This window comes from Streptomonospora halophila (genome assembly GCF_039542725.1).
Taxonomy (GTDB): Bacteria; Actinomycetota; Actinomycetes; order Streptosporangiales; family Streptosporangiaceae; genus Streptomonospora; species Streptomonospora halophila.
In genome coordinates, this window is the sequence record NZ_BAABIK010000047.1 from 1 (window position 1) to 13,361 (window position 13,361).

Sequence of the window (13,361 nt, forward strand, 5' to 3'; positions counted from 1 at the left end):
GCGGCCCCGGCCGCGACGGGCGGCGACGGTGCCGCGGCGTTCATGCGGGGCGCCCTCTTCGGCGCCGCGGCCGCGCTTGCGGGCGTGGCCGTGGGCGCATGGGCGGGGCGCCGGGCCCGGTGACCCCCGCGGCACCGGGCGTGCCGCGGGTATTGCGTGCGTCACCCGTGCTGCGCCGGGGAGCTCCGGCGCCGGGCCGCAGCGCGGGCGGCGCACGTCCGTGATCACGGGCTCCCGGGTGCGGAACGCCCCGCCGACAAGGCGTTCGGGCCTTTTGCGGCACGTTGTCGCGATCTCGTGACCTGCTGCCGTAGTCGAGTGGTCACCGGACGCCGCCGGGCGGTGCTAGGTTCACTTCGTGGTGTCCGAGAGCTACCGCCAGGAGCCGCAATCTCCGTAGTCGCAGGCGTTCTCGCATCGTCTGACGCCTTCCGCTACGAACATCCTGCTTTGCCCCAGCGTCGCGAGGGAGCCGAGATCCACGTGAGTGAAGCACCGAAACTCTCTACGAAGATCATCGTCGCCGGCGGTTTCGGCGTGGGGAAGACGACCTTCATCGGCGCCGTCTCGGAGATCCCGCCCGTGCGCACGGAGGCGGCGGTCACGGCCGCCAGCGCGGGGATCGACGACCTCTCCCACACCCCCGACAAGACCAGTACGACGGTGGCCATGGACTTCGGCCGCATCTCGCTGGAGACCGACCTGACCCTGTACCTCTTCGGTACGCCCGGCCAGCAGCGGTTCTGGTTCATGTGGGACGACCTGGTGCGCGGCGCCCTGGGCGCGATCGTCCTGGTCGACACCAGACGCCTGGAGGACTCCTTCCAGGCCCTCGACTACTTCGAGAAGCAGTACCGGTTGCCCTTCCTCGTCGCGCTGAACTCGTTCGACGGCGACCCCGGTCACTCGACGGAGGACCTGCGCGACGCGCTCGACCTCAGCCCCGAGGTCCCCATCGTGCGCTGCGACGCCCGCGAGAAGAACTCGGTGGTCGAGGTCCTGGCCGCGCTGGTGCGGCACGGCATCGCCATGGAGGCCGCGCAGCGCAACGGGCAGCGGGGCCAGCTCGTGCGCTGAGCGCGCAGGCCCGCGAAGGCGTTCGGCCGTGCGAAAGCCCCTGTGTGCCGGGCCCTCCGAGCGCCGCGGACGCGCATCCGCCCCGTATGAATGGCGCCACAGGGAACCACGAGGGGTCTGTGGGCGTTACCCTTGCGTGGTGTTCGGACGAATGGCTGATAGCGTCCGCCGACTTCTGGGCAAGCCCGGAGCGGTGGACCTGCGCCCCTATACGAAGCTTCTGGAATCGATCGAGGCCCGCGAGCCCGACCTCCGCGAGCTCAGCGACGCCGAGCTGACGGAGAAGGCGACCGACCTCGGCAACGCCGACCTCCCCTACGACCGGCACGACCTCGTCGAGCTGTGCGCGGTCGGCCGCGAGGCGGCTCGCCGGACGCTCGACGAACGCCCCTACGACGTGCAGCTCCTCGGCGTCATGGCGCTGCTGGACGGCCACATCGCCGAGATGGCCACCGGCGAGGGCAAGACCCTCTCGGGCGCCCTCGCGGCCGCCGGCTTCGCGCTGCGCGGTCAGCGCGCGCACGTCCTCAGCGTCAACGACTACCTCGCCCGCCGCGACGCCGAGTGGATGGCGCCCCTGTACGACATGCTGGGCGTCGCCGTCTCCTGGATCGGCGAGGAGTCCACCCGCGAGGAGCGCCGCGCCGCCTACTCCGCCGACGTCACCTACGCGTCGGTCAGCGAGCTGGGCTTCGACGTGCTGCGCGACCGCATGGTCACCGACCTCGACGAGCGCGTGGTGCCCGCGCCCGACATCGCCATCATCGACGAGGCCGACTCCGTCCTGGTCGACGAGGCGCGCGTGCCGCTGGTGCTGGCGGGCGCGGCCGAGACCGCCGGCGCCGACGCCGAGATGGCCGAGCTCGTCCGCGGCCTGACCCCCGGCGTCGACTACGAGATCGACCCCGAGGGCCGCAACGTCCAGCTCACCGACGCCGGCATCGACAAGTGCGAGAAGGAGCTCGGCGGCGTCGACCTCTACGACGAGGACGACACCTCCGTCCTGCCGCGCGTCAACCTCGCCCTGCACGCCCACGCGCTGCTGCAGCGCGACGTGCACTACGTCGTCCGCGACGGCGAGGTGCGGCTGATCAACGAGTCGCGCGGGCGGATCGCGCTGCTGCAGCGCTGGCCCGACGGCCTGCAGGCCGCGGTCGAGGCCAAGGAGAGGGTCGACGTCTCCGACACCGGAGAGGTCCTGGACTCCCTCACCGTGCAGTCGCTCGTGCTGCGCTACCCGACCCGCTGCGGCATGACCGGCACCGCCATGGCGGTCGCCGAGCAGCTCCGGGAGTTCTACGAGCTCGAGGTCGCGGTCATCCCGCCCAACAAGCCCTGCATCCGCGAGGACGAGGGCACCCGGCTCTACGCCACGCGCGAGGAGAAGGAGGACGCCCTCGCCGAGGAGATCGCCGAGGTGCACGCCACCGGCCGGCCCGTCCTCGTCGGCACGCAGGACGTCGCCGAGTCCGAGCTGCTGGCCAAGCGCCTGACCGGCGACGGTCTGGAGTGCGTCGTCCTCAACGCCAAGAACGACGCCGACGAGGCCGCCGTCATCGCCGAGGCCGGCACCTACGGCGCCATCACCGTCTCCACCCAGATGGCCGGGCGCGGCACCGACATCCGGCTGGGCGGCAGCGACATGGCCGACCGCGACCGGGTGGTCGAGCAGGGCGGCCTGTATGTGATGGGCTACGGCCGCTACCCCAGCAGCCGCCTCGACGACCAGCTGCGCGGGCGCGCCGGGCGCCAGGGCGACCCCGGCGCCTCGGTCTACTTCGTCTCCGTCGAGGACGACCTGGTGGCCAACAACGCCCCCGAGACCCGCGGATACGAGGCCCAGGGCGACGGCGCGATCACCGACGACAGCTGGCTGCGCATGGTCGACCACGCCCAGCGGGTCTCCGAGGGCAAGCTGCTGGAGGTGCACCGCAACACCTGGCGCTACAACAAGCTGATCGACGTGCAGCGCAGCGTCGTGCTGGAGCACCGCGAGGCGGTGCTGGCCGACGACCTGGGCGACCGCCAGCTCCGCGTCGACTGCCCGGCCCACCACGCCGAGTTGGTCGAGGAGGCCGGCGCCGAGGAGACCGCCCGGGCCGCCCGGCTCATCACCCTGTACCACCTCGACCGGGGCTGGACCGACCACAACGCGTACCTGGCCGAGCTGCGCGAGGGCATCCACCTGCGCTTCCTGGGCCGGCGCGACCCGCTGGACGAGTTCAACGCCGACGCCGTCCCCGCGTTCAAGGGCTTTTTGGACGAGGCCCGCGCCCGCGCGGCCGAGACCTTCGCCGAGACCGAGGTCGACGAGAACGGCACGATCGACGTCGCCGAGGTCGGCGTCAAGCGTCCGACCATGACCTGGACCTACATGGTCCACGACCACCCGTTCTCCTCTGCGCTGGAGACCGTGGTCGGCCGCTTCCGCGGCAAGCTCGCCGGCGCCGGCGAGACCGCCTGAGGCGACACGGACCCACCGCCCCGGCGCCCGCACACGGCGGCGCCGGGGCGCGGCCCGGACCCCGGAAACGCCGCCGGACAGGACCGCAGCCTTCCTATTCGAGGGGCATGCGCATCGGGAGGACGAACGCTTCCGCGGCAGGGCACTTGGTACAGCGGCGGCAAGCGGCGGTGCAACAACGTCGTGGGCGCTCCGGTGTACGTGTCGGTCGGGGAAGGCCGCCTTCCAATCGGACCCGGACACGATCGTCGGGTACATGGACACCGACCCGAGCCGGTTCACGTGCAATCGCGACGGCCAGGCCTGCGTGGGCGGCCCGCACCCCACCCGCTGGGAGCCGGCCGTCGCCGGCAACGGCGAGTCCGGCTAAATGGGGGACACCGGCCGCGCCGGCCCCGGCTCCCCGCGTCACCAACGTCCCGTCCCGGTGTTGGCAGGTCTTGCCGATTCACCGATCGCCGCGGACCGTTTGAATCCCTAGTGCGGCCCGCGTCCGCGGCGGCCGCGGCGAGTCGGCCGACACGCAGGGGCGGGTGAATGGCAGGGCAGCGCAGGGTCCGCATCGGCATCGACACGGGCGGCACGTTCACCGACGTCGTCGCCCTCGACGAAGACACCGGCGAACTGCTGGCGACCAAGACCCCCTCCACTCCCGCCGACCCCTCCGCCGGGTTCATGAACGGCGTCGCCAAGGTGCTGGACCTGCTCGGGCCCCCGACCGCGGTCAGCGCGCTGTGCCACGGCACGACCGTCGCCACCAACCTGCTGCTCGAGGGCAGAACCGGCCCTCTCGGGTTCATCACCACCGAGGGCTACGAGTTCATCCTGGAGATCGCCCGCCAGGCCGTGCCCGACGGCTACGGCAACTCCTACTTCTGGGTCAAGCCCGACCGGATCGTGCCCGCCGACCTGGTGCGCACCGTCGGCGGCCGGCTCGACCACACCGGCGCCGAGATCCGCCCGCTCGACGAGGGCCAGGCCGCCGCTGCCGCCCGCTGGTTCCGCGACCGCGGCGTCGACACCATCGGCGTCTGCCTGCTGCACTCCTACGCCGATCCCGCCCACGAGCGGCGGCTGCGCGAGGTCCTGCGCGCCGAGCACCCCGGCGCGACCGTGTCCATCAGCTCCGACGTGCTGCGCGAGTACCGCGAGTACGAGCGCTCCATGACCACCCTGGTCGACGCCGCCGTCAAGCCCGGCGTCACCCGCTACATCCGCGGCATCGGCGCGCGCCTGGCCGAGGCCGGCGCCGGGCCCGGCGGCGAACGGCCCCCGTTTCTGGTGATGAAGTCCAACGGCGGGGTGCTCTCGGCCGACGAGGTCGTCCACCAGCCCATCAGCACGGTGATGTCGGGGCCGGCGGCCGGCGCGCTCGGCGCCGCGCTGCTGGCCGGGCGCGCCGGCTACGACCGCGTCCTCACCCTGGACGGCGGCGGAACCTCGACCGACGTGTCGGTCGTGCTCGACGGCGAGCCGGGGCTGACCACGGAGGGCTCTGTGGGCCGCTACCCCTCCAAGATTCCGATGATCGACGTCGTGACCGTCGGCGCCGGAGGCGGCTCCATCGCCCGGATCTCCCCGGAGGGCGCGCTCAAGGTCGGCCCCGCCTCGGCGGGGGCCGAGCCCGGCCCGGCCTGCTACGGCAGGGGCGGCGCCGAACCCACCGTCACCGACGCCCACGCCGCCCTCGGCCGCATCCCCCCGCACCTGCTGGGCGGCGAGATGCCCCTGGACGTCACCGCTGCGGAGGCCGCCGTGGCGGCGCTGGGGGACAAGCTCGGCATGGACGCCGCGGAGACGGCCGAGGGCATCCTGCGCATCTCCGCATGGAACCAGGCCAACGCGCTGCGCCAGGTCACCGTCCAGCGCGGCCTGGACGTGCGCGACTTCCACCTGGTGGCCTTCGGCGGCTCGGGCTCGCTGCTGCTGTGCCCGCTGCTCGACATCCTGGGCCCGGCGGGCGCGTTCGTGCCGCCCGACCCCGCCAACGTCTCGGCGTTCGGGCTGCTGAGCGTGGACGTGCGCAACGACTACGTGCGCACCCGCGTGGCCCGCCACGCCGACCTCGACCCGGGCGCGGCCGAGGCCGTCTTCGCCGAGTTGGCCGGCGAGGCCGCCGAGGTCCTGCGGGCCGAGGGGTTCGCCGGCGAAGGCGGCCCCGGCGGCGTCGGCGGCCTGCGCCTGGAGCGCAGCGCCGACCTGCGCTACTTCGGCCAGGCCTACGAGGTGCGCGTGCCCGTCCCCGCCGACCCGCTGGACGCCGCCGCGGCCGACGCCGTCGCCGACGCGTTCCACGCCGCCCACCGCGACCTCTACGGCTACGACCTGCGCGACAACCCCGAGCAGCAGGTCGAGTGGGTGAACCTGCGGGTCACCGGCATCGGCCGCATCCGCCGGCCCGAACCGCGCGGCCTCGCCGGCCCCGGCGGGGCGCGCGACGCGCGGACCGGCGTGCGGGACGTGTGCTTCGACGGCGCCGTACACCGCGGCACCCCCGTGTACTTTCGCGACGCGCTCGCGCCGGGCAGCACCGTGCGCGGGCCCGCGGTGATCGAGGAGTACGCGTCGACCCTGCCGCTGCATCCCGGCTTCACCGCGCGCGTGCACCCCGACGGCGGCATCGCCGTCACCGCCGAGCCCGCACCCGCAGCCGAGGAGGTCCAGCGTTGAACCGCGACCCCGCCCGCCCCGCGCCGCCGCAGGAGGCGCCGCGCGCCGTCGGCACCGCCCCCGCGGCGGACGGCCGCCCGCCCGCCGACCCCGTGCTGGCGGAGATCGTCGAGGGCACCCTCGCGTCGGTGGAGATGGAGGTCGAGACGGCGATCGCGCGCACCTCGCGCTCGCCCATGATCCGCGACGCCCACGACTTCCGGGTGGGCATCCACGACCGGCGGCTGCGCAAGCTCACCGGCCGCTCCTACTCCGCGCTGGTGCACCCGGTCGCGCGCGACTTCCCGCCCGAGACCATGCGCCCCGGCGACGTGTTCTTCCACAACGACGTCTACGAGTCCGAAGGCGGGATCGGGCACCTGCCCGACCTGTGCGTCACGGTGCCGGTCTTCCACGACGACGGGGCGGGTCCCGAGGTGGTGGCGTTCGTGCAGGCCTTCGGCCACCACGACGACATCGGCGGCGCCTGCCCCGGCTCCATGCCGCCCAACGCCACCTCGGTGTTCGAGGAGGGCCTGATGGTCCCGCCGATCAAGCTGTGGGACCAGGGCGTGCCCAACCGCGCTGCGCTGCGCATTATGGTGCGCAACTCCCGGATGCCGGACTCGCTGGCCGCCGACCTCGACGCCGAGTGCTCGGCCTGCCTGATGGGGGCGCGCCGGCTCGCCGACCTGTTCGCCCGCTACGGCCGCGCGGCCGTCGAGCGGTGCTTCGACGCCGTGCTGGACGCCACGACCGAGACCTACCGGCGGGAGATCCTCGCCAAGATCCCCGACGGCACCTACGTGTGGGAGGACTACGCCGAGCACGACGGCGTCGACGAACCCCGCCTGCACCGGCAGCGCATCACCCTGACCAAGGTGCCGGACCGGCTGATCATCGACTTCGCCGGCACGTCGCCGCAGGCCCGAGGGCCGATCAACCACTGCGGCGACTACGCCGACGGCAACTTTCTGAAGAAGTGGCTCGCGCCCGTCCTGCGCAATCTGGCCGAGACCCCGGAGCGGATGGCCGAGCTGGACGTCAACGAGGGCGTGGTGCCGCTCATCGAGATGCGCTTCCCCGAGAAGGGCACCCTGCTGACCCCTGTCTTCCCCGCACCGACCAACGCGCGCACGTTCGTCATCCTGCGCCTGCTGGGCGTGCTCGCCGGCGTCCTGGCCAAGGCCGTGGACGGCTACATGCCGGCCGACCAGGAGACCATCCGCTACACCGGAGTCTTCGGCACCGGAGCCGACGGCCGCCCCTACCTGATGCGCGAGGTCCTGGGCGGCGGCTCGGGCGGGCGCCACTACGCCGACGGCGAGGACACAATCCACGTGGTGCCCGACTCCCGCAACCTGCCCACCGAGTTCACCGAGTCGCGGTTTCCGTTCATCGTCGAACGGCTCGGCCTGGCCGTCGACTCCGGAGGGGCGGGCCGCTACCGGGGCGGCCTGGGCTATGAGAAGCACATCCGGATGCTGCGCGACGCGTCGTTCATGTCCATCGCCGACCGCTCCATCCTGTCCTGCTGGGGTGTCAAGGGCGGCCGCGCCGGGGCGCCCTTCCAGGTGACGATCGACCCCGGCGGCCCCCGCGAGCGGGAGCCCGGCGGGCTGGTGGAGGCCGAGCCGGTGCGCGCCGGCGAGGTGGTGCGCATCCGTACCACCGGCGGCGGGGGCTGGGGCGACCCGCTGGAGCGCGGTGTCGAGGCGGTCGTGGCCGACGTGCGCTGCGGCAAGGTCTCGCGCAGAGCCGCCCGCGAGGACTACGGCGTGCCGGTGACCGGCCCTGACGACGCGCCCCGCGCCGACCCGGCCGAGGTGGAGCGGGTGCGCGCCGGGCTGCGCAGCGCGCGGCCGGGCGACGCCCCCTTCTTCGACCGCGGCCCCGGATACGTCCTGCTGTCCGGCGGCGCAAAGAGCGCGGAGGTCGATCGCCTGTGAGCCTCTCCCGAGTCGTGGTCGCCTTGGGCGGCAACGCCATGACGGGACCCGACGGCAGCGCCCGCCCCGACGACCAGCGCAGTGCCCTTACCGCGGCCATGGAGCACGTCGCCGACCTCGTCGCCGGCGGTACCGAGGTGGTGCTGACCCACGGCAACGGCCCCCAGGTCGGCAACCTGCTGGTGAAGAACGAGCTCGCCGCCGACGTGGTGCCGCCGGTGACCCTGGACTGGTGCGGCGCCCAGACCCAGGCGACGATCGGCTTCACCATCGCCGACGCCCTGGAGTCGGCGCTGGCCCGGCGCGGGCGGCCCCGGCCGGTCAGCGCCGTGGTCACCCGGACCCTGGTCGACCCCGCCGACCCCGCCTTCGACCGCCCGGCCAAGCCGGTGGGCCGCTACCTGCCCGGGCCTGAAGCGGCCCGCTTCGCCGCGCTCGGCCAGGACTGGGCCGACTTCGGCGCGCGCGGATGGCGCCGCGTGGTGCCCTCGCCCCAGCCCTGCGAGATCCTCGACGCCCCGGCCGTTCGGGCGCTGCTGGAGGCCGGCGTCGTGCCGGTCGCGGCCGGCGGCGGGGGAGTTCCGGTGGTCCGCGACGCCTCGGGGACGCTGCACGGAGTGCAGGCGGTGCTGGACAAGGACCGCACGGCCGCGCTGCTGGCCTGCGTGCTGTCGGCGGACACGCTGGTCGTCGCCACCGACGTGGCCTGCGCGGTGCTGGACTACGGTACCGACCGCGAGCGCCCCATCGGCCGCATCTCAGCCGCCGAGCTGCGCGGGTACCTCGCCGCCGGGCACTTCGCCGAAGGCAGCATGGGGCCCAAGGTCGAGGCGGCCGTGCGGTTCGTGGAGTCGGGCGGGCGGCGCGCCGTCATCACCGGACTCGACGGTGTCGCCGCCGGATCGGCCGGGCAGGCGGGTACCGTCGTCGAACCATGACCCGCCGTCCTGATCAGCAGTGAGAACCGCAGACGAGAGGTGGACCCAGATGCCCACGCCCATCGAGGTGCACAAGGTGGCGATCGAGAGCGTCACCGACGCGTCCGGGCTTGCCCGGCTGATCGACGACGGCGTCGTGCGCGCCGACGACGTCCTGGCCGTGATCGGCAAGACCGAGGGCAACGGCGGCGTCAACGACTACACCCGCATCCTGGCCGACCGGGCGTTTCGCGAGGTACTCGTGGGCAAGGGCTCGCGGGCCGAGGAGGAGGTGCGGCGCATCCCGCTGGTGTGGTCGGGCGGGACCGACGGCGTGCTCTCCCCGCACGCCACCGTCTTCGCCCGCGCGCCCGAGGGGCGCTACGCGCCCACCGACAAGCCGCGGCTGGTCGTGGGGATCGCGATGAGCGAGGAGATCCTGCCCGAGGACATCGGCCGCCCGGCCATGGTGCGCAAGGTCGCCGCGGGTGTCCGCGCGGCGATGGACGAGGCGGGGGTCGCCGACCCGGCCGACGTGCACTACGTGCAGACCAAGACGCCGCTGCTGGTGCTGGAGACCATCAACGACGCGAAGGCGCGCGGCCACGACGTGGTCACCCAGGACACGCTGAAGTCCATGGACATCTCCAACTCCACCACCGCGCTGGGCATCGCGACCGCGCTGGGCGAGATCGACGAGCCCGCGGCCGAGCAGATCCACGCCGACCTGGGGCTGTACTCCTCGGTCGCCTCGTGTTCCTCGGGCGTGGAGCTGGACCGCGCCCAGATCGTGGTGGTCGGCAACGCACGCGGCGTGGGCGGCCGGTACCGCGCCGGCCACGGTGTCATGCGCGACGCACTGGACGCCGACGGGATCTGGTCGGCCGTCCGCTCGGCGGGGATCGACCTGCCCGAGCGCCCCCACCCCGACGACCTGGGTGACCGGCTGGTCAACGTGTTCCTCAAGTGCGAGGCCGATCCCTCCGGTCGGGTGCGCGGGCGGCGCAACATCATGCTGGACGACTCCGACGTGCACTGGCACCGGCAGATCAAGGCCACCGTCGGCGGGGTGGCCGCCGCGGTGACCGGCGACCCCGCGGTGTTCGTCTCGGTCGCGGCGGTCCACCAGGGCCCGTCGGGAGGAGGCACCGCGGCGGCAATCGCCGATCTCGGAGCGTGATGTTTCCGACACCGTATTCCGGTCGCGCCCGACCGCGACCGGAATCCGGTGGTCCGGGGCGCCCGGCGGGCAATTGCGAATTCGTGCGCACGGAGAATCGGGGCCCCGGATGAATCGAGCCTTCCTGCAATTGCACGCGGAGCGGAGTAAGGTTCGGTATACCTGAAGGCGGAGCACCATTCCCCGGGCCCGCCTATCCTCGGCATGGGCGCAAAACGGACTGGCGCGCACAGACGGGAGTCGGTCGGACGTGGAGCACGAGATCGGTGCGGAAGAGAAGATCACCTACGGCCGCAACGACCGCTTCGTCGGCGGCCCCGTGGGTGGCGGGCGGTTCTGGCTCGAAGACGACGGATCGCCCGCGGCCAAGCTCGGCGGCCCGGAGGAATGGCGCGAGCAGGGCATGATCGACGTCCGCAGAGGCGACACGTTCAGCGTCGGCGGCCAGACGTGGCGCATCACCGACATCGTCAACGCCGATGGCGAGGACGCCTACCTCACGGCGGTCCGCGTGGGCTGATCCGCGACCGCTCCACCGGACCCGCAGCCGCAACGGCGCCGGGCGCCCGCGCGGAAAAGGCGTTGTGGGCGGGCGGCGCTCCGGGGTGCAATGGTGCGATGCCGACGGACGCGCACGCCGAACCCCCCGCCCCGCACGTCGCCGTCAACCGCGCCTTCTGGGACGAGGGCGCGGCCGCGTACTTCGCCACCCTGGCCCCCGGCCAGTGGTCGCGCGCCGAGCCCGCCTGGGGCCACTGGGCGGTGCCCGAGTCGCGGCTGCGGCTGCTGCCCGACGAGCCGGCCGGAACGGCCGCCGTCGAGCTCGGCTGCGGCACCGGCTATGTATCGGCGTGGCTGGCGCGGGCCGGCGCGCGGCCGGTGGGGGTGGACGTCTCGGCCGCGCAGCTGGACACTGCGCGCCGGATGCAGCGCAGGTTCGGGATCGACTTCCCGCTGGTGCTGGGCGACGCCGAGAACGTTCCGTGCGGCGACGGCGTGTTCGGCCTCGCGATCAGCGAGCACGGCGCGTCCCTGTGGTGCGATCCCCACCGCTGGATCCCCGAGGCCGCGCGTCTGCTGGCTCCGGGCGGCCGCCTGGTGTTCCTGCGGTACTCGCCGCTGTTCGCGAGGTGCCGTCCGGAGGAGGGGCGGGCGGGAGCCGCCCTGCGGCGCCGGCAGTTCGGCCTGCGCCGGCTGGAGTGGGGCGGATCCGTCGAGTTCACCCTGCCCCACGGCGACATGCTGCGGCTTCTGCACTCCTGCGGCTTCGAGGTCGAGGACCTCATCGAGATCGAGGCGCCCGCGGACGCCGGCTACGACTACCCCTACCTTTCGGCGGACTGGGCGCGCAGCTGGCCCGGCGAGGAGGTGTGGAAGGCGCGGCTGAAGGGCTGAGAGCCCGCCCGGTGCCCCGCGCGGCGGGCGCCGGGGCAGCCGACGCCTGTGCGTTCGGTGTCGTTTACTCGTGGTTTATCACGGCACGTGAGGCTGTCGGAGGCGGAGATCGGCTCCCGGCGATCGAGACATTCCGGTTATGCGATCAGGCCGTCGGTGTGACCGGGCCCCGGATACCGTCGTCAACGACGCGGTGCCCCACCGCACGGTCTCGCCTTCGACCCGCACAGTCCGAAGGCCGTGCGTCCGCGATTCCCCCCTCGCCCGGCCCCAGGAGCTGTCCCCCGCCCCTGGGGCCGGATCCGTTGCCGGAGGGCAGCGCCGGCGTCTAGTAGCTTCACCCCCATGGCACTACGGCATATCGCACTGTTCCGCTGGTCCGAGGGCACCACGCCCGCCCAGGTCGCCGAGGTCGAGGAGGTCCTCGCCCGGCTGCCTGAGGCGATCCCGGAGCTCGACGCCTACACCTTCGGGTCCGACCTGGGGATCGGGTCCGACACCTTCGACTTCGCGGTGGTGGCCGACGTCGCCGACGAGCAGGCCTACGCCGCCTACCGCGACCACCCCGACCACCAGGCGGCGCTGGGCGTCATCCGCCCGCTGCTCGCCGAGCGGGCGTCCGCGCAGATCCGCACCGGCGGCGCCGGCTGAGCCGAACGCGCCGGCCCGGCGGGGCGGCCGCGGAGCGCCGGTCGGGCACCGCTTCCCGAGCGGATCCGGAGTGGATCGCGTTCTCCCTCCGCGCTCGCCCGGCCGGAGCCCGTCGTCATCGGCCTGTACCGAGCGGTTCCGGGCTATTGCGGTGGAACCGGTTCTACATTTATTTTCGGTAGTGAGGCCCGGCATGGTGAGTGTCCGCAGCGGGGTTCCCGCGCGGACCGGACACCGGGCGCCTACGCGCCGCCTGTCGGCGGTGGATCGCGCCCCGCCGCCGGCGGGTGGCGCTCCGGGAACCGCCCGCGCAGTGGCGTCCGGAGTGCAGCGGTACGGCCCGGCGGGCCGGCGGGCGCCGCAGGCGGTCAGTCCACCAGCCGCGCCATCTCCCGCACGGTGGGGCAGGGCCAGCGCAGCATGCAGCAGCGGCACCGCTGCGCCGGAGTCACCCTGCCGCTGCTGAGGGCGCCCGCATCGCGCGGGCGGTGGGAGTCCAGCAGGGCGAGGCAGAAGTCGGCGAAGGAGATGATCTCCTCGCGGGCGTTGGCGTAGAAGGCGATGTCGTTGATCCGCATCAGCGCGTTCTCGCCGGCCTGCGCCGGAAGCCCCACGGTGTCGGGGCCCCACGGCACCGCTTTGGCCGCGCGCTCGCGGATCCCCTCGACGTAGATGCGCAGCCGCTCGTGGTCGTCGAGCTGGCCGGTCGTGGACGCGAAGATGTCCGAGAGCGACATGCGGCCTCCCCCTGCGGCGCCGGCGCCGCCCGCGCGCGATGCGCCGCGGCCGTCGGCGGTGTTACCCCGAACGTGGATTGTCGCAGGTTACCGAGCGTGATGTCGGCTGGACGCGCCGTTTCGTTCCGTGTTCGCGTATCGCCGACCGGAGGGATCTGGGGTCCGGCCCCGCACGGTCGGCCGGGCGCGCCGCTCGGAGACCGCGCGCCCGCCGGCTCCGGCGCGGGCGCGGAACCGGCGGCACGGGGCGGTCAGCCGCAGCTGCCGCCGCAGTTGCACGGACCGCCGCTCTGGCAGCCGCAGGTGCAGCCGGAACCGCAGCTGCAGCCGGCCGGGGCGGGC

Annotated in this window: 10 protein-coding genes; 9 read left to right on the forward strand and 1 reads right to left on the reverse strand. The window is 73.6% G+C overall.

The genetic code is table 11. The features are described 5' to 3' along the window. Nucleotides 1–483: 483 nt before the first annotated feature. The 9 genes from ABEA15_RS24080 (at nucleotide 484) to ABEA15_RS24120 (ending at nucleotide 12,282) form a co-directional block, all read left to right on the forward strand. The gene (locus ABEA15_RS24080) at nucleotides 484–1,077 is read left to right on the forward strand and encodes a GTP-binding protein (protein WP_344142164.1); all 594 of its coding nucleotides are present in this window, start codon (nucleotides 484–486) and stop codon (nucleotides 1,075–1,077) included. A 151-nt stretch (nucleotides 1,078–1,228) separates the two neighbouring features. Then, nucleotides 1,229–3,541, forward strand: a complete 2,313-nt coding sequence (gene secA2 / locus ABEA15_RS24085) for an accessory Sec system translocase SecA2 (protein ID WP_345559282.1) — start codon at nucleotides 1,229–1,231, stop codon at nucleotides 3,539–3,541. Nucleotides 3,542–4,078: 537 nt separating this feature from the next. Then, on the forward strand, nucleotides 4,079–6,211 hold the full coding sequence (locus ABEA15_RS24090) for a hydantoinase/oxoprolinase family protein (RefSeq protein ID WP_345559284.1): 2,133 nt from the start codon (nucleotides 4,079–4,081) through the stop codon (nucleotides 6,209–6,211). Then, nucleotides 6,208–8,139, forward strand: a complete 1,932-nt coding sequence (locus tag ABEA15_RS24095; RefSeq protein ID WP_345559286.1) for a hydantoinase B/oxoprolinase family protein — start codon at nucleotides 6,208–6,210, stop codon at nucleotides 8,137–8,139. Before ABEA15_RS24090 ends, ABEA15_RS24095 begins: the two co-directional genes overlap by 4 nt. Further along, nucleotides 8,136–9,077, forward strand: a complete 942-nt coding sequence (locus tag ABEA15_RS24100; RefSeq protein WP_345559288.1) for a carbamate kinase — start codon at nucleotides 8,136–8,138, stop codon at nucleotides 9,075–9,077. Before ABEA15_RS24095 ends, ABEA15_RS24100 begins: the two co-directional genes overlap by 4 nt. A 49-nt stretch (nucleotides 9,078–9,126) precedes the next feature. Continuing rightward, the gene (bar, locus tag ABEA15_RS24105) at nucleotides 9,127–10,236 is read left to right on the forward strand and encodes a barbiturase (protein ID WP_345559290.1); all 1,110 of its coding nucleotides are present in this window, start codon (nucleotides 9,127–9,129) and stop codon (nucleotides 10,234–10,236) included. A gap of 250 nt (nucleotides 10,237–10,486) precedes the next feature. Then, nucleotides 10,487–10,756: a DUF6406 domain-containing protein gene (locus tag ABEA15_RS24110; protein ID WP_344142158.1), complete on the forward strand. Its 270-nt coding sequence runs from the start codon at nucleotides 10,487–10,489 to the stop codon at nucleotides 10,754–10,756. Between the two features lie 98 nt (nucleotides 10,757–10,854). After that, nucleotides 10,855–11,631 (forward strand): class I SAM-dependent methyltransferase, encoded by a 777-nt coding sequence (locus tag ABEA15_RS24115; protein WP_345559292.1) that lies wholly within the window; start codon nucleotides 10,855–10,857, stop codon nucleotides 11,629–11,631. A 345-nt stretch (nucleotides 11,632–11,976) separates the two neighbouring features. Beyond that, on the forward strand, nucleotides 11,977–12,282 hold the full coding sequence (locus ABEA15_RS24120; RefSeq protein WP_345559294.1) for a Dabb family protein: 306 nt from the start codon (nucleotides 11,977–11,979) through the stop codon (nucleotides 12,280–12,282). A 368-nt stretch (nucleotides 12,283–12,650) separates the two neighbouring features. Here ABEA15_RS24120 and ABEA15_RS24125 read toward each other — a convergent pair whose 3' ends face one another. Next, on the reverse strand, nucleotides 12,651–13,019 hold the full coding sequence (locus tag ABEA15_RS24125) for a hypothetical protein (protein WP_344142155.1): 369 nt from the start codon (nucleotides 13,017–13,019) through the stop codon (nucleotides 12,651–12,653). Nucleotides 13,020–13,361: the final 342 nt, after the last annotated feature.